This window comes from Burkholderia sp. 4M9327F10, from assembly GCF_005503145.1.
Taxonomy (GTDB): domain Bacteria; phylum Pseudomonadota; class Gammaproteobacteria; order Burkholderiales; family Burkholderiaceae; genus Paraburkholderia.
Map to the genome: position 1 here is coordinate 1 of NZ_SCNV01000096.1, position 20,172 is coordinate 20,172.

General features: G+C 65.2%; 17 protein-coding genes. 7 read left to right on the plus strand and 10 right to left on the minus strand.

What is annotated here, in order from left to right; genetic code table 11:
• Nucleotides 1-258 precede the first annotated feature (258 nt).
• A complete protein-coding gene (locus FFS45_RS39420) occupies nucleotides 259-480 on the minus strand; it encodes a Trm112 family protein (RefSeq protein WP_137960018.1) in 222 nt (73 codons plus the stop codon).
• Nucleotides 461-1,477: a tetraacyldisaccharide 4'-kinase gene (gene lpxK / locus FFS45_RS39425; protein ID WP_137960019.1), complete on the minus strand. Its 1,017-nt coding sequence runs from the start codon at nucleotides 1,475-1,477 to the stop codon at nucleotides 461-463. Before lpxK ends, FFS45_RS39420 begins: the two co-directional genes overlap by 20 nt.
• Before the next feature lie 523 nt (nucleotides 1,478-2,000).
• Here lpxK and xseA point away from each other — a divergent pair.
• The gene (gene xseA / locus FFS45_RS39430) at nucleotides 2,001-3,380 is read left to right on the plus strand and encodes an exodeoxyribonuclease VII large subunit (RefSeq protein ID WP_137960020.1); all 1,380 of its coding nucleotides are present in this window, start codon (nucleotides 2,001-2,003) and stop codon (nucleotides 3,378-3,380) included.
• 193 nt (nucleotides 3,381-3,573) lie between these two features.
• Nucleotides 3,574-4,152 carry a Fe-Mn family superoxide dismutase gene (locus FFS45_RS39435; RefSeq protein ID WP_137960021.1) on the plus strand — a complete coding sequence of 193 codons (579 nt, stop codon included), beginning with the start codon at nucleotides 3,574-3,576 and terminating at the stop codon, nucleotides 4,150-4,152.
• A 247-nt stretch (nucleotides 4,153-4,399) separates the two neighbouring features.
• Here the strand turns inward: FFS45_RS39435 and FFS45_RS39440 are convergent, their stop codons facing one another.
• Nucleotides 4,400-5,935, minus strand: coding sequence for an NYN domain-containing protein (locus FFS45_RS39440; RefSeq protein ID WP_137960022.1), 1,536 nt, complete (start codon nucleotides 5,933-5,935; stop codon nucleotides 4,400-4,402).
• A gap of 320 nt (nucleotides 5,936-6,255) precedes the next feature.
• Here FFS45_RS39440 and FFS45_RS39445 point away from each other — a divergent pair, with 320 nt between their 5' ends.
• Nucleotides 6,256-7,758 (plus strand): cytosine permease, encoded by a 1,503-nt coding sequence (locus FFS45_RS39445; RefSeq protein ID WP_137960023.1) that lies wholly within the window; start codon nucleotides 6,256-6,258, stop codon nucleotides 7,756-7,758.
• Between the two features lie 56 nt (nucleotides 7,759-7,814).
• On the opposite strand, the gene clpP is transcribed toward FFS45_RS39445, so the two are convergent.
• Nucleotides 7,815-8,462 carry an ATP-dependent Clp endopeptidase proteolytic subunit ClpP gene (gene clpP, locus FFS45_RS39450; RefSeq protein WP_137960024.1) on the minus strand — a complete coding sequence of 216 codons (648 nt, stop codon included), beginning with the start codon at nucleotides 8,460-8,462 and terminating at the stop codon, nucleotides 7,815-7,817.
• Between the two features lie 252 nt (nucleotides 8,463-8,714).
• Here clpP and FFS45_RS39455 point away from each other — a divergent pair, with 252 nt between their 5' ends.
• A complete protein-coding gene (locus tag FFS45_RS39455) occupies nucleotides 8,715-9,842 on the plus strand; it encodes a sigma-70 family RNA polymerase sigma factor (RefSeq protein ID WP_137960025.1) in 1,128 nt (375 codons plus the stop codon).
• On the opposite strand, the gene FFS45_RS39460 is transcribed toward FFS45_RS39455, so the two are convergent.
• The 3 genes from FFS45_RS39460 to FFS45_RS39470 form a co-directional block, all read right to left on the minus strand.
• A complete protein-coding gene (locus tag FFS45_RS39460) occupies nucleotides 9,798-11,072 on the minus strand; it encodes an EAL domain-containing protein (protein WP_137960034.1) in 1,275 nt (424 codons plus the stop codon). The two genes, FFS45_RS39455 and FFS45_RS39460, sit on opposite strands and share 45 nt — an antisense overlap.
• A 295-nt stretch (nucleotides 11,073-11,367) precedes the next feature.
• Nucleotides 11,368-12,828 carry a multidrug transporter subunit MdtD gene (gene mdtD / locus FFS45_RS39465; RefSeq protein WP_137960026.1) on the minus strand — a complete coding sequence of 487 codons (1,461 nt, stop codon included), beginning with the start codon at nucleotides 12,826-12,828 and terminating at the stop codon, nucleotides 11,368-11,370.
• Between the two features lie 169 nt (nucleotides 12,829-12,997).
• A complete protein-coding gene (locus FFS45_RS39470; RefSeq protein ID WP_137960027.1) occupies nucleotides 12,998-14,407 on the minus strand; it encodes a PLP-dependent aminotransferase family protein in 1,410 nt (469 codons plus the stop codon).
• Nucleotides 14,408-14,579: 172 nt separating this feature from the next.
• Between FFS45_RS39470 and FFS45_RS39475 the strand changes: the two genes are divergently transcribed.
• Nucleotides 14,580-14,900, plus strand: coding sequence for a DUF2917 domain-containing protein (locus FFS45_RS39475; RefSeq protein ID WP_137960028.1), 321 nt, complete (start codon nucleotides 14,580-14,582; stop codon nucleotides 14,898-14,900).
• A gap of 48 nt (nucleotides 14,901-14,948) precedes the next feature.
• Here the strand turns inward: FFS45_RS39475 and FFS45_RS39480 are convergent, their stop codons facing one another.
• Nucleotides 14,949-16,184 (minus strand): citrate synthase family protein, encoded by a 1,236-nt coding sequence (locus FFS45_RS39480; RefSeq protein WP_137960029.1) that lies wholly within the window; start codon nucleotides 16,182-16,184, stop codon nucleotides 14,949-14,951.
• A gap of 116 nt (nucleotides 16,185-16,300) precedes the next feature.
• On the opposite strand from FFS45_RS39480, the gene FFS45_RS39485 reads away from it, so the two are divergent.
• The gene (locus FFS45_RS39485) at nucleotides 16,301-17,692 is read left to right on the plus strand and encodes a CoA transferase (protein WP_137960030.1); all 1,392 of its coding nucleotides are present in this window, start codon (nucleotides 16,301-16,303) and stop codon (nucleotides 17,690-17,692) included.
• Nucleotides 17,693-17,728: 36 nt separating this feature from the next.
• Here the strand turns inward: FFS45_RS39485 and FFS45_RS39490 are convergent, their stop codons facing one another.
• The gene (locus tag FFS45_RS39490) at nucleotides 17,729-18,475 is read right to left on the minus strand and encodes a GntR family transcriptional regulator (protein ID WP_137960031.1); all 747 of its coding nucleotides are present in this window, start codon (nucleotides 18,473-18,475) and stop codon (nucleotides 17,729-17,731) included.
• Nucleotides 18,476-18,637: 162 nt separating this feature from the next.
• Here FFS45_RS39490 and FFS45_RS39495 point away from each other — a divergent pair, with 162 nt between their 5' ends.
• Entirely contained in the window at nucleotides 18,638-19,483 is an 846-nt protein-coding gene (locus FFS45_RS39495) for an aldo/keto reductase (RefSeq protein WP_137960032.1), read from the plus strand.
• A 12-nt stretch (nucleotides 19,484-19,495) separates the two neighbouring features.
• On the opposite strand, the gene FFS45_RS39500 is transcribed toward FFS45_RS39495, so the two are convergent.
• A complete protein-coding gene (locus FFS45_RS39500; protein WP_137960033.1) occupies nucleotides 19,496-19,972 on the minus strand; it encodes a hypothetical protein in 477 nt (158 codons plus the stop codon).
• Nucleotides 19,973-20,172: the final 200 nt, after the last annotated feature.

Genomic DNA, 20,172 nt, shown 5'->3' on the forward strand with positions numbered 1-20,172 from the left:
GGCGGAGGTGGCTTGGGTCATCGGGAAGGCGGTGGCAAGACCGCAGCAGGAAGCGGGGGAAGGCGCGCGAAGCTGAAGCGCGCGCTAACGAAAACGACCGGAAAACGACCAGGAAACTATCAGGAAACGACGACGGCGAGACAGCGGCCCTGCAGGCAAGCGCGCGTAAGGCGGCAGCGCGGGCTATACCGGCCAGGCGCTGCTTCGTACAGTTGCCGCCGCAGTTCTACCGCGTAGCTGTGCCGCGCAGTTCCGCAGTCAGGCGCCCGGTGCCGCCTGGCCGCCCGAGGGATTCAATGGCTCGACCGGCGTGCCCTCGACTGTCTGACGCGCTTCGTCCACCAGCATCACGGGAATGCCGTCGCGGATCGGGTACGCCAGCTTGTCTGCATTGCAGATGAGCTCCTGTGCCGCACGATCGTAGCTGAGCGGGCCCTTGCAGATCGGGCAGACGAGAATTTCAAGCAGGCGAGCGTCCACGGACTTTCTCCACAACTAGTTCGATGAGGCGGTGATCGAGTGCGGCTTCAACGGGAACGACCCAGATGCGCGCATCGTGCCAGGTCCCCAATTTTACCGCATCCTTTTCTGTAATCAGGATCGCTTCGGCATCGACAGCGGCGAAGGGATTGCTGCTGAACGCGTAGTGATCCGGCAGGGCACGGGTCTCAGGCGTGAGGCCCGCGGCGCGCAGGGTCGCAAAAAAGCGCTCCGGCGAGCCGATGCCGGCAGCGGCCAGCACGCGCTCGCCGCTGAATTGCGCCAGTGGGCGGCGCAGCGCCGGATTGCCCAGATGCCAGGCGTCGCCGGGTGTGAGGGTGAGCGCGAAGGTGTTGGGCCAGGGCGGCAGCGTGCGTTGGTACGGATTGTTGATCAGCGTCGCATCGCGGCGGCGCGACAGCGGCTCGCGCAACGGACCGGCCGGCAGCAGAAAGCCATTGCCGCCGAGCCGATGGTCGAACACCACCAGTTCGGCGTCGCGTGCGAGGCGGTAGTGCTGCAGGCCGTCGTCGCTGACGATCACGTCGACTTCGCTGTGCGCGGCGCGCAGCGCCTGTGCTGCGGCCACCCGGTCCGGGCAGACCCAGACCGGCGCGCCGGTGCGGCGGGCGATCAGCAGCGGTTCGTCGCCGGCATCCTGCGGCGCCGAGGCGGCCGTGACCGGCGTAGGTCGTGTAATCCGTGCGCCATAACCGCGCGAGACGACGCCAGGCTGGAAGCCGGCAACCCGCAGCGCTTCGACGAGAGCGATCACCGTTGGCGTCTTGCCGGTCCCGCCCACCGTCACATTGCCGACCACCACCACCGGCACGCCGACGCGTTGTGCCTTCAGCCAGCCGAGCGCAAAGGCCGCGCGGCGCGCGGCGGCAATCGCGCCGAACACGCAGGCGAACGGCAGCATCGCCCAGGCAAGCGGGCCGCGCTGTTGCCACTCGCGGGCAAGACGCGTTTCGAGTTGGGCCTTGGCTTCGCTCATGAGGACGATGCCGGTGCGCACAACGGTTGCGGCACCGGTTCAGGTGACGCGATACATGGGACAAGTATCAACGCGTTTCTCCGGACGGGACTAACGGTACAGAGCAAGGACAGAGGACAGGACAGCCGCCGGTTGCACGGCGCGCTGCGCATCATGCCCTTGAAACCCGGCACTCTAGCGTGCGAGCGGCGTGAGCCGCAAGTCGTGCGGGTTGCGCCAAGCGGTCCGGAAACCGCGAATCGTGCCTCCTCAGCCTGTGGATAACTTTGTGGAGAACCTGCCGTCAAGCAGGCTGGAAAGGCCGTTCCGCGCGGGTCTTGTCGGTATGCATTGGTATTAATAGGATATTAAGTCTTTAAAAATCAATGAGTTAATTCGGTGTTACTGGGCTCGGCACGCGTTTGAACAGCATTTCGTAAGCTTCTCCCGGCATGTGGACACTTTTAACAATTCGTACAATGCGCTGGACGCGAATGGCCGCTCGGTCTATCGTCTGTCCGGCCTTGTCACACCTATTCTTCGCATGAATTCCGAAAGCCCTTTTTCGTCGCCGTCCACGCCGGGCGGCGAGGTTGTCGTGCCGGTATCGGCGCTCAATCGCGCCATTGGCGCGATGCTCGAACGCTCCTTTCCGCTCGTCTGGGTGGCAGGGGAAGTGTCGAACTTCACGCGCGCCGCAAGCGGCCACTGGTATTTCTCGATCAAGGATGCCCAGGCGCAAATGCGCTGCGTGATGTTCCGCGGCCGCGCCCAGTACGCCGAGTTCACGCCGCGCGAAGGCGACCGGATCGAAGTGCGCGCGCTGGTCACCATGTACGAGCCGCGCGGCGAGCTGCAGCTCAATGTCGAAGCGGTGCGGCGCACGGGGCAAGGACGGCTGTATGAAGCGTTCCTCAAGCTCAAGGCACAACTGGAAGCAGAAGGGCTCTTCGCGCCGGAGCGCAAACGGCCGTTGCCGGCGCATCCGCGCGCGATCGGCATTGTCACTTCATTGCAGGCTGCCGCCTTGCGCGATGTGCTGACCACCCTGCAGCGTCGCGCGCCGCATATTCCGGTGATCGTCTATCCGGCGCCGGTGCAGGGCGTGGGCGTCAGCGCGAAGCTGGCGGCAATGGTCGAAACGGCCAATGCGCGGCGCGAGGTCGATGTGCTGATCGTCTGCCGGGGCGGAGGTTCGATTGAAGACCTGTGGGCTTTCAATGAAGAAGTCCTGGCGCGGGCCATTGCCGAAAGCCGCGTGCCGGTGGTGAGCGGTGTGGGTCACGAAACCGATTTCACGATTGCCGATTTCGCCGCCGACGTGCGTGCGCCGACCCCGACCGGTGCGGCCGAGCTTGTCAGTCCGCAACGCGTGCTGTTGCTGCGCGATCTCGATCACCGGCACGCCACGCTGGCGCGCGGCTTTGGCCGCATGATGGAGCGGCGCGCGCAACAACTCGACTGGCTGGCGCGCCGGCTGGTTTCGCCCGCCGAGCGGCTCGCGCGGCAACGTACGCATTTGCAGCAGCTCGGCGTGCGCCTCGGTTCCGCGGGCGCACGGCCGGTGCGCGACGCAAGAGCGCGTTTTTCGCTGCTGCAGATGCGCTGGCAGCGCTGGCGTCCGGATTTGGCTGCGCATCGCACGGCACTGAACTCGCTGGCGCAGCGTCTTGATAGCGCAGTGTTGCGTCAGCATGAACGGCATACGGCGCGGGTGACTACGCTGGCCGCGCGTCTCGAGGTGCTGAGCCCGCAGCGCACGCTCGAGCGTGGCTACGCGGCTGTACTCGATGCGCAGAACGGCCGTGCAGTGCGTGCGCCGGCCTCGCTGAAGCCGGGGCGGCGTCTTACCGTGCACCTTGCCGAAGGCGCTGCGGACATCACGCTGGCCGATGTGCAGGCGCGTCTCGCGGAGGGCTTCTGAGTGTCTGTTGCAGCCGTAGTTTTGACCGCGGCGACGGCATTGCGGGAGCACTAATTACGTCATCCGGGCGACTTCTTCACGCATGCCCGACATAAAGTCCGTTGGTTTGCGGGGTTATTCCAAGTCGCCTACAATCGAGTGCTCCACAGCGTTATCCGCAGACTCCCCCACACACAGATAGAAGGAAAGCACCATGGAACATACGCTCCCGCCGCTGCCGTTCGCGAAAAACGCTCTCGTTCCGCATATGTCGGAAGAGACGCTCGAGTATCACTACGGCAAGCACCACCAGACCTATGTGACCAACCTGAACAATCTGATCAAGGGCACGGAGTTCGAGAACCTGTCGCTTGAAGAGATCGTCAAGAAGGCATCGGGCGGCATCTTCAACAACGCTGCGCAAATCTGGAATCACACGTTCTTCTGGAACAGCCTGTCGCCGCAAGGTGGCGGTGCACCGTCGGGCGCGCTCGGCGACGCGATCAACGCGAAGTGGGGCTCCTACGACAACTTCAAGGCCGAGTTCGCGAAGACCGCGGTCGGCACGTTCGGCTCGGGCTGGGCATGGCTCGTGAAGAAGGCAGACGGCTCGCTCGACCTGGTTTCGACCAGCAACGCTGCTACGCCGCTGACCACGGACGCAAAGGCACTGCTGACGATCGACGTGTGGGAACACGCTTACTACATCGACTATCGCAACGCCCGTCCGAAGTTTGTCGAAGCGTTCTGGAACATCGTGAACTGGGACTTTGCTGCAAAGAATTTCGCGTAAGGTTTTTGCGCGGTGCGGTGTGACCGGGCGGGTTGAACTGCTCGAATGCCGCGCCGTCAGTAAAGCTGCAGCCAGTAGTGACAGTGAGAGCCCTCCAGCGTGAGGGCTTTCTGCTTTCTGAGCGGGACGTTGCTGTTTGCCGTTTGCACCGCGCGTTGCCGTGTTGTTCGTCTTCGACACCCAGCAACACGTCCAGCAACAAAGGCAGCGCGACGATGTGCCGGCTAGTTATGCGGCAATTGCCGGTTTATTCGGCATCCGAAGCGACTGCCGTCTTGCGCGGCCGACGGCTGCGGGTTGCAGATTTGCGCGCGGTCTTACGGGCCGTTGCAGATTCCTCCGCTTGAGCTTGAGCAGGAGCCGGCACTTCTTGCGCCACATCGCTTTCGGACGCCGCTTCAGCCGGTTTCGCCGCAGCCTTTTTCGTCTTCTTGGCCGCTGGTTTTCGGCTGCTACGCCCCTTACGCCGCGTCTCCTGACTGCTCTGCGCTTCATCCAGGTCAGCGGGCTCGCTCGCGTCACCTGCTTCGACAGCCGGTTCCGGCTCAGTAGCGAACAACTCAGGCTGTGTAACCGTTTCCGCTTGCTCGTCTTCAGGCTCGTCGTATGCGAAAGGCGAGCGGCCACCGTGGTTGAAGAATACCTCGTCCTGTTCGTCGGTCCGTGCTTCTACCTCGTGGTGGCCGGTAGCCAGTTGTTCGGCAGGCACCGCAGCCGGTGACTCGCGTTCCGCCTTGCGGTTGCCGCGATCGCGGCCACGTGCGTCCCGCTTTTGATCACGCCTCTCGTCCCGTTTCGCATCCCGCTTGCGGCCCGCTTCCGCCTGCTGAGCCGGCTTTGCAGGGCGTCCAGACTGTTCCGCCTGCGCGGATTGCGGCGATTCCGCAGACAGCGTCTCCTGAGCCGTTTCCCCCTGTTCGCTCACCGCTTCGCTGACTGCGGCGGCGACCGTGCTGCGATACACATAGGCGCCCGACTTCTCATCGCGGCCGAACTCGAGCAGGCCACGCGCCTGCGCTTCCTCAAGCAGATTGCCGAATGCACGAAAGCCGTAATACGTTTCGTTGAAATCGGGTTTGCGCCGCTTGATGGCATTCTTCAGCACCGAGGCCCAGATCTTGCCGCTGTCGCCACGCTCCGAAGCGAGCGCATCGAAGGTCTGCACGGCGATTTCGACCGCCTTGGTGCGGCGCGTTTCCAGATCTTCCTTGGGGCGCTTTTCTTCGTTCGGCGCCCGCTTGGCCGCTGTGGCCGCGGGCTGCTGCGCGGGGCGCGCCGTATCGCGCTTGGCCACGGTGCGCTGACTTTCCCGCACCAGGTCGTCGTAGAAAATGAATTCGTCGCAATTGGCGATCAGCAGGTCCGAGGTGGATTGCTGAACGCCGACGCCGATCACCTGTTTGGCGTTTTCGCGCAGCTTGGAGACGAGCGGCGAGAAGTCGGAGTCGCCGCTGATGATGACAAACGTATTGACGTGCGATTTGGTGTAGCAGAGATCGAGCGCGTCGACGACCAGGCGAATATCGGCCGAGTTCTTGCCCGACTGGCGCACGTGCGGAATTTCGATCAGCTCGAAGTTGGCCTCGTGCATGGTGCCCTTGAAGCTCTTGTAGCGCTCCCAGTCGCAATACGCTTTCTTTACGACAATGCTGCCCTTGAGCAGCAGGCGTTCGAGCACCAGCTTGATGTCGAATTTCTCGTACTTCGCATCGCGTACGCCCAGGGCGACGTTTTCGAAATCGCAGAACAGCGCCATGCTGATGGTTTCGTTGGATGACGCCATGTATTTCTCCAATAAGGCTGCCGTCGAATCCGGCGGATCGCGACCATGATAGCGATTCCTGCCGCGGGTTAACAGGTTTGTGTGCGGTGCGGGCCGTTTATCCGCTCCCTTATCCCGATACATCGCCGCGGATCGAAGTGAACGTGCCGATATCGGAATTCATTTCTGACTTTTGGCTACTTACAACTACTCCCGTCGCCCGATTCGAAGGATCCGGCGGCATCCATGCAAGCGGAGTGAAACGTGCCCGCAGCCCCGCATCGCGCGTCGGGCTTGCGGTGTTATCGAGTCAGCGGGACAAGCGGGAGACAGGGGTCCGTATGAATCAACCAGAAGCGATCGACGTGGCCGGCGGCGGCGCGGGTATCGAGGTCGAGAGTCACTCGATCGACTACATTCCCGAGACGGAACGCCATGCCCGCCTCGGCAGCCAGGGGCCGTTCTGGTTCCTCGGCAATTTCCATTTCTTTACCATCTCGATCGGTTTTGTCGGTCCCGGCATGGGGCTGTCGGCGGGTTGGACGACGTTGGCGGGCGCATTGGGGATCATGTTCGGCACGATCTTCATGGCCTTTCACGGCTCGCAGGGGCCGGAGATGGGTTTGCCGCAGATGATCCAGTCGCGTGCGCAATTCGGCTATCGCGGTGTGATTCTCGCCTTGCTTGCCACGCTGTTCGTGTTCGTCGGCTTTAACGTTGTCAATGTTTCGCTTATCACCGATGGCCTCAAGCACGTGTTCGGCCTCGATGCGACGCTGGCCGCCGTGGTGGCGATCCTCGCGGGCGCGCTGCTGTCGATCTACGGCCACGATCTGATGCACAAGGCGTTCAAGTGGGCACTGATCGTCACACTGCCGCTGTATGCGCTCGTGACGCTGGCGCTGATGTTCGGCGTGGGTCACGGCCCGGCGGCCGCGGCGGCTCCCGCGCCCGCGCTCGGCTTCAACTGGATTGCCTTCGCCACGCAGTTCGCTATTGGCGCGAGCTACAACATTTCATACGCGCCGTACGTGTCCGACTATTCCCGCTATCTGCCGAAGCACACCAGCCGGCGCAAGCTGATTACCGCGGTCTTTCTCGGCGCGTCGCTCTCGGGGGCGTGGATGATCGGCCTTGGCGCGTGGCTCGCGCAGCAACTGAAAGCGGAAGATGCGCTGGTGGCCCTGAATCAGGTGGGTTCGTCGATGCTGCCGGGCCTGGGCCACGTGATCGTGATGGTTTCGGTGGCGGGCTTTCTGCCGATTATCGCGCTCAACACCTACAGCGCGATGCTGACGCTGCTCACCGGCGTGGATTCGATCCGCAAGATCACGCCGACGCGCAGCGCACGCGTGCTGTCGATCATGGCGATCAGCGCGGTGGTGCTGGTCTGCGTGCTGGCGATCAAGGGCAACGGCATCGCGCTGCTCAACACGTTCCTCGTCCTGATGCTCTATTTCCTGGTGCCGTGGACGGCGGTCAATCTGGTCGACTACTTCTTCGTGCGCAAGGGGCGTTACGCGATTCCGCACTTCTTCACACCCAAGGGTATTTACGGCGCGTGGCAGATGCGCGGTATCGCGGCCTACGTCGTGGGTTTCGTGGCGATGATTCCGTTCTTCTATGTGTACGACGCCGAGGCGCAGAAAGAGGTGTTCGTCGGCTACGTGGCGCACCTGCTGGGCGGGGTGGATATCGCGTGGCTGGTTGGGCTGATCGTCGCGGGTGGCGTGTACTGGCTGCTGAGCCGCTCGCTCGACCTGCGAGCCGAAGAGAAAATCATTCGGAGTATGAAGGAAAGCGATTTCGCAGCCATTGCCCAGCGCGCGAACGGCGAGCACTGAACGAGGAGGGCGGGCGCGCTGCCCTCCTGCACCTAGGTTCGCGCCGACCCCATCACTCACATCGTATTGCTGCGCGCGTCCCCACCCAGGGCGTCGCGCGTCAGCAGCACGTCGTCAATCAGCCCATATTCCTTCGCAGTCGCCGCGGACATGAAGTTGTCGCGGTCGGTGTCCTTGACGATCTCGTCGATGCTGCGTCCGGTGTGCTCGGCCATCAGCGCGTTCAGACGCTGCCGCTGATACAGCACTTCCCGCGCCTGGATCTCGACGTCGGCGGCGGTCCCCTGGCTGCCGCCCGAGGGCTGGTGGATCATGATGCGCGCGTTCGGCAGCGCGTAGCGCTTGCCGCGCTGGCCGGCGGTCAGCAGAAACGTCCCCATGCTGGCGGCAAAACCGGTACATAGCGTCGACACTTCCGGCTTGATGAACTGCATCGTGTCGTAGATCGCGAGCCCGTCGTAAACCGAGCCGCCCGGCGAGTTGATGTAAAAAGAAATATCCTTATCGGGATTCTCGGATTCGAGGAACAGCAACTGCGCGACGATCAGGCTCGCGGACTGCTCGTTCACCGGCCCGACCAGGAACACGATGCGCTCGCGCAGCAGCCGCGAATAGATGTCGTAGGCACGCTCGCCGCGCCCGGACTGTTCGATAACGGTGGGAACGAGGCCGAGGCCGGAAAAGGAAGGATGGCTGGAATGCATGCGCGTCTCGCTTGAGGGTGCTGAGGCTATTGAGGTTGAATGGGGCGGACAACCCGGCGCCGTTGTGACTGGCGGGAGTGACTGTCCTCATGACGAAGGCGCAGGCGTGGCTGTGACACAAATATTTTTGCACCGGCCTGTCACATCGGGCGGTGCTCGGACGTCTACCGAGTGGAGAGAGTGCGGGTTGCCGCGCGCGAGCGCGCGAACCAGGCCCGCTCGGCGTCGTTCACGTTTCTGGGAGCATCACGCATGACCGAACCCGCAATCGACAAATCATCTGCCTTCGAGGCCGCCCGCGCGCGCCTTGTCGCGCTGGCGTACCGCATGCTGGGCAGCCGCGCGGAAGCGGAGGACGTGGTGCAGGACGTCTGGCTCAAATGGCACCTCGCCGACACCCGTGAAGTACGCGCCCCGGCGGCATGGCTGACCACGATTACGACGCGCCTCGCGATCGACCGGCTGCGCCATCTGCAACTGGAGCGCAGCGCGCGGGCGGCCGGCTGGATGCCGGAGCCGTGGCTCGATGAAGTGGCGCCGTCCGCGGAAGAGCTGGCCCTGCGTTCCGCGCAGATGTCGTATGGGTTGATGCTGCTGCTCGAGCGGCTCAAGCCGGATGAACGTGCGGCTTTTGTGCTGCACGAGGCTTTCGATTGCGACTACGCGGAAATTGCCAGGATCCTCGAGCGCACGCCTGCCGGTTGCCGGCAGATCGTGCATCGGGCGAAAGCGCGCCTGCAGCGTGACGGTGCGCCGTTGCGGCGGCCGGAGCCGGCCCAGCATGCCCAGCTCGTCGAGCGCTTGCGTACGGCGCTGGAAACGCAGGATCGGGCAGGCTTGCTGAAGCTCTTTAGCGACGCGCCGGAGGTTGTCAGCGACGCGCCGCTGCGCGTGAGCGCACCGGTCGCGGCGGCAACGGATTGGGTGGATGTGGTGACGTCGCTGGCCGCAAACGCGGCGAACATGCCGAGCGCGATGCAAGCGGCGGAAGCGGCGGAAGCGGCGGAAGCGGCGGAAGCGGTGGAAGCGGGGCAGATCGGGCAGACGGAGCAAGCGGAGCCGGTGGCCTACGCGACACCCGGAGCGCGCTCATATGCCGGCGCGCTTTACGCCGAATGCCTGTCGATCGACGGCACGCCTGGTGTGGCGCTCATGCAGGGAGGCGAGATCGTCGCCTTGCTCGAGGTGTCGAGCCGTGCTGGCCGGATTGTGGCGCTGCGCATCGTCACCCGCGCCGCGCATCTGCAAGCCGCGCGCCGACGCTTCGGCTTGCCGGCCGTCGTGCGTTTGCTCGACGCGATCCGCTCGCCGGCGTGGACTGCGCCACGCCGTGCTTCAATTACGGTGTGCGGCGACTTCCCAGTTGATGTCCACGCATAGCACCTGCATGCCGCGCTGGGTTTGCGCGGCAATCGACGCGGTCACGCACAGGTGGGCCTCGTTGATCGACAGATAAGGCGGTGTCAGATGCACCTGGCCGGGCGTGCGCATCGCGCTGATGAAATACGGCCGGCGCTCCCAGCTTGCCCCTTCCGAATGCAGCAGCGGACGAAAACGCTTGGCGCGTTGCGAGGCGCGTCCCGGCGGCAGCACGTTGTCGCCGATCTGCCGCCCGGAGCCGTCCAGCACGAAGCAACGCGCCGTTTCGCCGAGCGCAAGCAGCGGCGCGGTTGCCTGAGCCACGGACTCGCCGGCGGCCAGTTTCGCGCTCGCGGTTTCGAGCGCTTTGGCGTACGGTGCGAGGCGTGCGGCCTGGGCCCGTTCGCGTGTTGCCACCCGCTCGCGCAGTGCCGCCGACAGCTCGTCCATCAGGCCGGCAGCCGCTTGCGGCTTCACCGGTTCCACGCTCGGTCCAGAGAAATACGCGCCCTGCACGAAATCCACATTGCATTCGAGCGCGATCAGCGCGTCGCGCTCGGTCGATAGACCGCCCATCAGCACCAGTTGCCCCGACTCATGCAGCAGCGAGACCAGTCCCGGCAGTACACGTTCGATGTGCCAGTGCTCGCTCGCCTGCGCGAGGATGCAGCGGTCGAGCGTGACGATATCGGGCCGCAGGTTCCACACGCGGTCGATGTTCGAGTGCTTGGCGCCGAAGCCGTCCAGCGCGATCAGAAACCCCGACTTGCGCAGCGCATCGACGATTTCCGCAAAACGCGTAGTCTCGCCGCCGGCCTGCTCCGACACTTCCAGCACCACCCGTTGCGGCGGCAGGCCCAGCGCCTTGAGCCCGGCGAGCAGCGCGTCGCCGTAGCTGGTGTCCATCAACGCAGCGGGGTGCAGGCTCAGGAAGAGCCACTCGTCGTGACTGTCGAATGCGTTGAAGTTGCCCAGATGCAGCGACTCCGCGAGCCGCCCGAGTTCCAGCAGGTCGCCGCGCCGCGCCGCCTGGGTGAACACCTCGTGCGACGGCACCTGCAGCGCGTGTTCGTCGTGCGCGCGCAGCGAGGCGTGGTAGCCGATCGCGCGCCGGTGCGACACGGAAAACACCGGCTGAAACACGCTGAACACCGTGTAGCCGCCGTACAGGACGGTGCGCCGGGAGCCTTCGTCGCCCGCCATCGGGCGTGGCGGCTGGAAACCGGGAGGATCGAGTTCGATCATGCTCATCATGTGTCAGTCGTGTGAGGGGTGACGTTGCGGCCGGTACGCGGCGGTTTGCACGCTACGGTTGCCACAAATTACCGGCAAGTTTACAGGATAGACGAGCAAGAACCATGCGCGCGAGAGAACTGCACCGAGCGTGCGGTTAGTCGCTCATTGTGCGCCGGTATGCGCGCCACGGCTATGCTGTGCACAGCCGTGGTGCGCGCCGCGCCCTGTTGCGGATCGGCGAGGCGGCTGTGCCCCGTTCCGCTGTGCGCCGGGTCAAGTGCTCCGGCTCAAGTGCTCCGGCTCAAGCGCTTCAGGTCCGCTCCGACGGATCGGTTTTCTTTGCGGTGCGCCGGATGTCGGCCGCCAGTTGGGCGAAGATCCACGACGAGCAGGCCGTAATGATGCCGACGCACAGGAAGGTTGCGTGGAAGGCGGGCAGCGAGTTGGCTTCGGTGACCTGGTGGATCAGCCCCGTGAAGGTCGCCAGCAAGGCGCCCGCGACGGTCACGCCGAGGCTCATCGAAAGCATCTGCACCAGCGAAAACAGGCTGTTGCCGCTGCTCGCGCCGCCGGTGCCGAGATCCTTGAGCGTGAGCGTGTTCATGGCGGTGAACTGCATCGAATTCACGCCGCCGAAGAACGCAAGCTGCACGAGCCGCAGCCACAGCGGCTGGCCCGCGGTGGTCAGCGCGAAGCTCGCCATCGCGAGGCCGACCAGTACGGTGTTGGTCACGAGCACGCGGCGATAGCCGTACTTCGTGATGAGCGTCGTGGCGAGCCGTTTCGAGGTCATGCCGGCCGCGGCCACCGGCAACATCATCAGACCGGCTTCGAAGGCGCTGTAGCCGAGGCTCACCTGCAGCAGCAGCGGAATCAGATACGGCATCGCGCCGCTGCCGATACGCGCAAACAGATTGCCGAGCAGGCCGACGCTGAACGTATGGATCCTGAACAGATCGAGCGAGAACAGCGGATGCGGTTCGCGCACCGCATGCAGCCCGTAGGCCACGAAGCAGGCGAGGCTCAGGATCAGCAGCACGAGCACGGTGGCGTGCTGGATGCCGAGTTCGGTGCGGCCGTCGAGCGCGAACGAGATCGCCACCATGCCGACCACCAGCAGCAGATAGCCCTTGATATCGAACTTCGCGGTGTCGGGATTGCGGCTGTCCTGCATGAAGATAAAGGTCGCAACGCAGCCGATCACCCCTACCGGCACATTGATCAGGAAGATCCAGTGCCACGAGGCGATCTTGACGAGCCAGCCGCCGAGCGTCGGACCGATCAGCGGCCCGATCAGTCCAGGAATCGCCACGAACGACAACGCGGGCAAATAGCGCTCGGCGGGGAAGGTACGCAGCACGGCGAGCCGCCCCACCGGCAGCAGCATGGCGCCGCCCACCCCCTGAATCACGCGGTACAGCACCAGTTGATTGAGCGACTGCGCGTTCGCGCACAGCAGCGAGCCGACGGTGAACACCAGGATTGCGCTGAAGAAAACCTTGCGTGTGCCGAGTTTGTCCGCGAGCCAGCCGGACACCGGGATCATCACGGCCATCGTCAGCGAGTAGGCGATCACCACGGACTGCATGCGCAACGGCAGTTCGCCGAGACTCGTCGCCATTGCCGGCAGGGCCGTGTTGACGATGGTCGAGTCGAGCGTCTGCATGAAGAAGCCGGTGGCGACGAGCCACAGCATCACGGTGAGTGAGCGGGCGCTGGGCTGGGAGGCGGCGGGAGTGGATGTGGCGGCGGCGTTCGGCGGATTGGACATGGAGGACGGCTGCTCACGCGTACCGGACGGGCTGGGGAGTGCCCATTTTAGGGAAATCCGCGCGGGCTGTGCAGCCTGGTTTTGCGATCCGGTGCGAGGCGTGGTGTGCGGCCTGGTGCAGTTTGGGGCAGTTTGATGCGGCGAGGCGCGCCAGGTCTCGTTGCGTCGCTTACTTGAGCCGTGCCGCCGCGTCGAAAAATTGCCGCGCGCGCGGATCGCTCGTATAGGCGGCGTTGATACGGATCCACGGACTGACCTCGCCGTTCGGCCGGAAATAGCTGCCGGGCGCCACCGTGACGCCGAGCGGTGCGCCGCATTCGACGAGCCGCGTCGAGTCGGCGATATGCGGCACCCGTGCCCAGATGAACTTGCCGCCTTGCGGCGTTTCGAAGACCTCCCAGCCGCTTGCCTCGAGCGCCTGCACCGAAGTGCCGAGCGCGTCGCGCATGCGGCGCCGCAGCCGCTCCAGATACTTGCGGTAGGAGCCGCGCTCGAGCATGGCGACCGCAACCGCCTCGGCGAAGCGCGAGCCGCCGATGCTGGTCAGCATCTTGATGTCGGCGAGGTCTTTGATGATTGCGTGACTGGAGACCACATAACCGATCCGCAGCGACGACGACAGCGTCTTCGACAGCCCGCCCACGTAGATCACATGTTCGAGCTGGTCGAGGGTGGCGAGGCGGTCGCTGACATCGGTCTGGAAGTCGGCGTAGATGTCGTCTTCGATGATGCGGAAGTCGTGCTCGCGGGCGAGTTGCAGCAGACGGAACGCCACCGGAGGCGCCACGGTGGTGCCGGTCGGGTTATGAAACAGCGTGTTGATGAAGAACAGCTTGGGCCGGTGCAGGCGCAACTGCGCCTGCAGCACCTCGAGATCCGGACCGGTGCGGGTGCGTGGAATGCCGACCAGCTTCACGCCATGCAGCTTCAGGAGGCCGTACAGGTTGTAGTAACCGGGGTCCTCCACGAACATCGTGTCGCCGGCCTTCAGCATGTAGCGCATCAGCAGGTCGAGCCCCTGGCTTGCGCCGTTGGTGATGAGAATCTGCGAGGCGTCGGCTTCGATGCCCAACTGCCCGAGGCGGCTTTGCAGATGCTCGCGCAAGATCGGATTGCCGAGCTGGGTGGCGTAGTCGACAAGGCTCACGGGGTCCACCCGCGAGACGTGGCGGATGGCGTGGCCAAGCCCCTCCATGTCGCGCCACGCCTCGGGGATAAAGCCGCTGCCGAGCTTGAGCGATTCGCCGGGGTGGTTGAACTGCTGCAGGATGTGCTCGACCACTTCCTCTGCGCGGCGCGGGTCCGAGGTGACCTGCGCGTCGCCTGCGTTGCGATGCCGCTCGGCGACGTAAAAGCCCGAGCCGTGGCGCGAGTCGAGGTAGCCGAGCGAGACCAGCCGGTCGTACGCCTCGATCACCGGGAAGCGGCTCACGCCGTAGTCGGCGGAAAACTGGCGGATCGACGGCAGCTTGGCGCCCGGACGGGCAGCCCGCGAACGGATCCACGCGGCGACGCCGGTGACGATCTGCTCGGTCAACGGCACGCCGTTTTCGCGGTCGAGTTCGATGTCGAGTTTCATAAGATCTCGTGCTTCACATGCCTGGGAACCGACGCCTGTGAACCGGCATGCCGGCAACTGTCAGGTTTTTTGACTGCACAGTTCCGTGGAAACTGTTGGGAACTGTGCATGGGGTTTACATCATCGCATAGCAATAATGAGTCAACCAGAAAAGCTTTCAAGGAGTAGCGCGATGCGTGAAATCCGTACTTTCGAACTCGATCACGGCGAGCCGGCAACCGCCTGGCGTGTGGTGCAGCCGCTCACTTTGCAGGTTATGGCGGGGCAGGTCTGGGTGACCGTGGAAGGCGACCTGCGCGACTACTGGCTTGCCTCAGGCGAGACCTTCGAACTGAAGCGCGGCGCGCGGGTGTGGGTGAGCGCCGGGCAAGGCGGCACGCGGCTGGTGCTCGCTTTTGCGAGCGAGGCCGCGGGCCTGCCCGGGCGGCCGGTGTTCGAGGCGGCACGGCGCTCGGTTCGGAACTGGGTGCCGCGCTGGCTGCAGACCATCTGAAACCGGAATGACGCCAAGCCGGGATTGCCTGGCAGCGCACCGCCTTGGTTAGTGGTCCGCCTCGTACTCCCCAATGTAGCGCGCTCGCGGACGGATCAGCCGGCCGTCCGCCGTCTGTTCCATCGCGTGCGCGATCCAGCCCGTCACCCGGCCTACCGCAAACAGCGTGAAAGCGGCGCCGGCCGGCAACCCCAATACCCGTTCGAGAGCCGCGAGCGCGTAGTCGAGCGTCGGCTCCACGCCGCTCGTCTCCCGCACGGCGCGAGCGAGCGCGTGGATCTCGCCGATCGGCGAGCGCGCCGGTGCGCATTCCGTCAGCAATTCCAGCAGGAGCCGTGCGCGCGGATCGCCGTGCGGGTAGAGCGTGTGCCCGAAGCCGGACAGGATCGCGCCGTAGCCGCCGTGTTCATCCTGCGCAAGACGGTTGGCGAGGAAACGGTCGAGATCGGGCGCGCGGGCGGCTTCATTGAGCAGCGCGGCGACGCGCACGGTCTCGCCGCCATGACGCGGACCCGATAACGCCGCGAGACCGCCGGCCACGGCGCCGAACAGGTGGGTGCCTGTCGACGTGATGCAGCGGACCGTGAAGGTCGACGCGTTCAGTTCATGATCCGCACAGGCCACCAGCGCGGCGCGCAGCACACCGATCTGCTGGCGATTGCGGATGCCCCACGCGGCGGCAAGCTGGCGGTGCAGCGGCTCGTTCGAGGGCGCAGCGGAAATCATCGCGGCGGCCAGCAGGCGCATGACGGCACAGGCCGTATCGAGTTGTGCATCGCGGCCCTGCGCCCAGACGCGCGGCATTTGCGCAGCGGCAGCCGGCAGCAGCACCAGCGCCCGGTCGAGCGGCGTGCTGTCGCTCCACAATTTCAGCCATGCGGCCCACTGCGCCGCGCCGAGCGGCACCGGTGGCGCCTCCGCCAGCCGGCGCGGGCTGCATTCCCACAGCAGCGCCGCCGCATCTTCCAGCGATGCCGAACGCGCCAGTTCGACCGCATCGTGGCCCCGGTATAGCAGGCGGCCGTCCGCGATCAGCGTGATCGACGATTCGAGCACCGGCACACCCCAGTCGAGCACCTTCTGCGCCACTTTGCCGGCACGCTTGCCGTCAGCCTTGCGGCGCGCGAGCCGCCGGACTTCGGCTGCGTTGTAGAGCCGGTGCTTGCCATGCGCATCCGGTGACGAATGCAGCATGCCGCGGCTCACGTACGCATACAGGGTCGGCACGCTGATGCCGAGCAGGGCGGCGGCTTCGGTCGCGGTGAGGTGGGTGGTCGTGGGCATAAAGGTGCGGGAAAACCGAAAAAATCAATATATGTTGATTATCTTAATCAAGATTGATCGCGTGCGGCGAGAATTCTAGACTCGGTTCAGTTCCCCACCACTTCCCGGCGCTCGACATGACCCCCAACCTTGCCCTCGATCATCTCTGGACCGCAGCCGGCTGCGATGCCGCGGCGCTCGACGCCGTCACGCTGAGTGCCGACGATCCCGGTCTACCCTCTGTCTATCGGGTCGGCACACTGGCCACGGCGACGATTGCCGCCGTGGGTCTTGCCGCGGCCGAATGCTTCCGCCTGCGCACCGGCTGCCGGCAACGCGTCGAAGTGGACGCGCGGCGTGCGCTGGCGGCGTTTCGCAGCGAGCGCTATCTGCGCATCGACGACGGCCCGCCGCCCGCCTTACGCGATCCGGTGATGGGTTTCTACGCGACGCGCGATGGCCGCTGGATCCAGTTGCACACCAATTTCCCGCACCACCTGGCCGGTATCCTCAAGGTGCTGGGTTGTGCCAACGATCGTGCCGCGGTGGCGGAGGCGATTCGCGGCTGGGACGGCGCGGTGCTCGATCAGACACTCGCCGACGCGGGCCTGTGCGCCGCGCTGATCCGCTCGCCACGCGAATGGGCGGCGCTCGAGCAGGCCCAGGCGATTGCCAATCTACCGCTCTTCGAGATCACCCGGATCGGCGACGCGCCGCCCGAGCCCGCCGGACGCGGCGGCGCCGACCGGCCGCTCGCCGGTGTGCGGGTGCTCGATCTGTCGCGCATCATTGCGGGGCCGGTGGCGGGGCGCGCGCTGGCGCAGCACGGCGCCCAGGTGCTGCTGATCAACGGTCCGCATTTGCCGAATATCGCGCCGCTCGTGATCGACAACGGGCGCGGCAAGCGTTCCGCCACGCTTGATCTGCGCGGCGCTGAGGGGCGCGAGCGCCTGCGGGCGCTGGTCGGCGACGCTGACGTGTTCCTGCAGGCGTACCGGCCGGGGGCGCTTGCCGCGCGGGGATTTACGCCTGAAGCGTTAGCGCAGGTGCGGCCCGGAATCGTGTATGTGTCGGTTTCCGCGTATAGCCACGCGGGGCCGTGGGCGCAGCGGCGCGGCTTCGACAGTCTGGTGCAGTCCGCGAGCGGCATTGCCTGGACCGAGAGCCGCGCGGCGCAGAGTGAGGAGCCGAAGCATCTGCCGTGTCAGGCGCTCGATCACGCGACCGGCTATCTGGCCGCGTTTGGTGCGATGGTCGCGTTGGCGCGGCGGGCCACCGAGGGCGGAAGCTGGCATGTGCGGCTGTCGCTCGCGCAGACGGGGCGCTGGCTGCAATCGATGGGACAGATCGAAGACGGCTGGCGTGCGCCCGAAGTTCGCGCCGAAGACGTGCAGGACTGCATGGAGACGGTCGCTTCACCGTTCGGCCGGGTGCGCGGGGCCTTGCCCGCCGAGCGCCTGTCGGAGACGCCGCCGTTTTATGCGCGCCCGCCAGTGCCGATCGGCACGGATGAAGCATGCTGGGTGTGAGTTGACGCCCCTGCGGGCAGGACGCTGGACGCCCCGCTACTTGCGCAGCTCGGCGACGAAGTCGTAGTAGTCGTTGCGGCAATAGGTGTCGGTCAACTCGATCGCGCGCTGCTCGGCTGTGTAGCCGACGCGCGTGATCAGCAGCAACGCTTCGTTGGGCGCGATGCTCATCTGCTGTGCGATCTCGTCGCTCGCGTTGACGGCGCGAAAATGCTGCAATGCGCGCACGATTCCGAGGCCGCGCTGTTCGAGGTAGCTGTACAGCGAATCGCCGATAGCCTGCGGATCGGGAATTACCGCGGCCGGGAAGGTTGAGTTCTCAACCGCCATCACAATGCCGTCCGCGAGGCGCAGCCGCCGCAGGCGCGTGACCGCGGCGGCCGGGGACAATCCCAGTTGAATCACTTCGTCGCGATTGGCGGGCAGGATCTCGCGCGAGAGCCATTGTGAGCTGGGACTGAAACCGCGCCGCCGCAGCATTTCGCTGAAGCTCGACAGACGCGAGAGCGGATCTTCATAGCGCGGCGTAATGAAACTGCCCGCCCCTTGAGTGCGGCGGATCAAACCCTGTTCGACCAGCAGCGCGATCGCCTTGCGCGCGGTGATGCGCGAGACGCCCAACGCGTCCGAGAGCACGCGCTCGGACGGTAGCGCCTCGCCTGCATTCCAGCGGTTTTCATGAATCGCATTGCCGAGCTTGCGCGCGAGTTGCAGGTAAAGCGGCGTATCGTTTTCCGGGTCCGGGCGCAGGTCGCGCCAGCGGTCTTCCGAGGCAGAGTTCATGTGGCAGACGCAAGAAGGGCAAGCGGCAATTCTATGACATCGGCGCGCTGCGTTATAGCGGGCTTTTGCCTGGGGGGCGATTTCGCCTCGCCGCAGCGGATAAACTGGTGGCGCAACGGGTCCGTCGGCCTTGCGCGGCCCGCCACAACCGAAGGAGAAGACATGACGACCGACATCGCCACTGTGAGCTTGCCCGACGGCGAACGCATCCCGAAGCTGGGGCAGGGCACCTGGGAGATGGGCGAGCAGCCCGCACGGCGCGCCGCCGAAATCGCGGCGTTGCGCGCCGGTGTCGAGCTTGGCATGACGCTGATCGATACCGCCGAGATGTACGGCGACGGCGCCACCGAGATCCTGCTCGGCGAGGCGCTCGCCGGACTGCGCGAGCGTGTGTTCCTCGTCAGCAAGGTGTATCCCCACAATGCCAGCCGGCGCGGTGTGCAGGCGGCCTGCGAAAAGAGCCTGAAGCGCCTGAAGACCGATCGGCTCGATCTGTACCTGCTGCATTGGCGCGGTTCGGTGCCGCTTGAAGAGACGGTTGAAGGCTTCGAAGCTTTGCGCCGGGCCGGCAAGATTCGCCACTGGGGTGTCAGCAATTTCGATACCGAGGATATGGACGAACTGGTGTCGACGCCGGGCGGCGATGCATGCGCGACGAATCAGATTCTGTACAACGTCGCGCGGCGTGGGTCTGAGTTCGACCTGTTGCCGTGGCTTGCCGCGCGCAACATGCCGGCGATGGCGTACAGCCCGGTGGATCATGCGCGCTTGCCGAAACGCTCGCCGCTCGACGATATTGCCGATGCGCGCGGCGTCTCGGTGTTTCAGGTGGCGCTGGCGTGGGCGCTGCGGCAGCCGGGCGTGTTCGCGATTCCGAAAGCGGGGCGCATCGAACATGTACGCGATAACCACCGCGCATTGGAACTGCAACTGAGTAGCGGCGACTGCGCGGCCATCGATGCTTACTTCAGGCCGCCGCGCAGCAAGCGGCCGCTCGAGATGCTTTGAGCGAGGCAGCGTTCAGTTGCAGGCGTGATGCATATGGACTGAGCCGAGCACGGCGACCTCGGCGGGTGTGCGCCTGAGCGACTCTTCGCTGACCTGAGCCGCATCGCTCACAAAGTCGTCGACGATCGACGAGACCTGGACGTTACGCAAACACAGCGAGACCCGCTGGGTCTCGTTGGCCGGCAACGATGCGCGCTGGCCGAGGAACAGCACGCCATATTGATAGCCGTGGATGATGCCACGTACGGCGCCGACGCATTCACCTTGCGCCACGTTATCGGCCTTCTGCTTGCAGACCTGCATGAGCGACCAGGCGGAAAACGAGGGATCGACGGGAGGGGCGGCCTGAGCTTGTGCCTGTTGCTGTGCCTGCTGTTGGGCTTGCTGTTCAGCCGTCTGTGCGTGTGCCAGCGTGGTGAAGCCGAATGCGGCTGCCATCAGCAGACCGGTGGCTGCTCGCGCTGCGGAGTCGGGGACATTTCGTTGCATGTTGTGATGCCCTCATATCGAACGTTGAATCTGATATGAGGGCAGCCGTCCTGTTTGGTTCCTGCTCGATTGGAGCCTTGCTGCTCCTGTCATGGTGCGACTGTGCCGCCGCTGCGGGGCCCGGCCCTGGCGGTGACGCTCGACCGGGGGATCGAGGCGCCACCGCCGACACTTGCCGGGAGGGACCGCCGCGACGGGGC

Bases quoted from the DNA above. Each gene is read 5' to 3' on its own strand.
- lpxK (WP_137960019.1), bottom strand. From the start codon at position 1,477: ATGAGCGAAGCCAAGGCCCAACTCGAAACGCGTCTTGCCCGCGAGTGG.
- xseA (WP_137960020.1), top strand. From the start codon at position 2,001: ATGAATTCCGAAAGCCCTTTTTCGTCGCCGTCCACGCCGGGCGGCGAG.
- FFS45_RS39435 (WP_137960021.1), top strand. From the start codon at position 3,574: ATGGAACATACGCTCCCGCCGCTGCCGTTCGCGAAAAACGCTCTCGTT.
- FFS45_RS39440 (WP_137960022.1), bottom strand. From the start codon at position 5,935: ATGGCGTCATCCAACGAAACCATCAGCATGGCGCTGTTCTGCGATTTC.
- FFS45_RS39445 (WP_137960023.1), top strand. From the start codon at position 6,256: ATGAATCAACCAGAAGCGATCGACGTGGCCGGCGGCGGCGCGGGTATC.
- clpP (WP_137960024.1), bottom strand. From the start codon at position 8,462: ATGCATTCCAGCCATCCTTCCTTTTCCGGCCTCGGCCTCGTTCCCACC.
- FFS45_RS39455 (WP_137960025.1), top strand. From the start codon at position 8,715: ATGACCGAACCCGCAATCGACAAATCATCTGCCTTCGAGGCCGCCCGC.
- FFS45_RS39460 (WP_137960034.1), bottom strand. From the start codon at position 11,072: ATGAGCATGATCGAACTCGATCCTCCCGGTTTCCAGCCGCCACGCCCG.
- mdtD (WP_137960026.1), bottom strand. From the start codon at position 12,828: ATGTCCAATCCGCCGAACGCCGCCGCCACATCCACTCCCGCCGCCTCC.
- FFS45_RS39470 (WP_137960027.1), bottom strand. From the start codon at position 14,407: ATGAAACTCGACATCGAACTCGACCGCGAAAACGGCGTGCCGTTGACC.
- FFS45_RS39475 (WP_137960028.1), top strand. From the start codon at position 14,580: ATGCGTGAAATCCGTACTTTCGAACTCGATCACGGCGAGCCGGCAACC.
- FFS45_RS39480 (WP_137960029.1), bottom strand. From the start codon at position 16,184: ATGCCCACGACCACCCACCTCACCGCGACCGAAGCCGCCGCCCTGCTC.
- FFS45_RS39485 (WP_137960030.1), top strand. From the start codon at position 16,301: ATGACCCCCAACCTTGCCCTCGATCATCTCTGGACCGCAGCCGGCTGC.
- FFS45_RS39490 (WP_137960031.1), bottom strand. From the start codon at position 18,475: ATGAACTCTGCCTCGGAAGACCGCTGGCGCGACCTGCGCCCGGACCCG.
- FFS45_RS39495 (WP_137960032.1), top strand. From the start codon at position 18,638: ATGACGACCGACATCGCCACTGTGAGCTTGCCCGACGGCGAACGCATC.
- FFS45_RS39500 (WP_137960033.1), bottom strand. From the start codon at position 19,972: ATGCAACGAAATGTCCCCGACTCCGCAGCGCGAGCAGCCACCGGTCTG.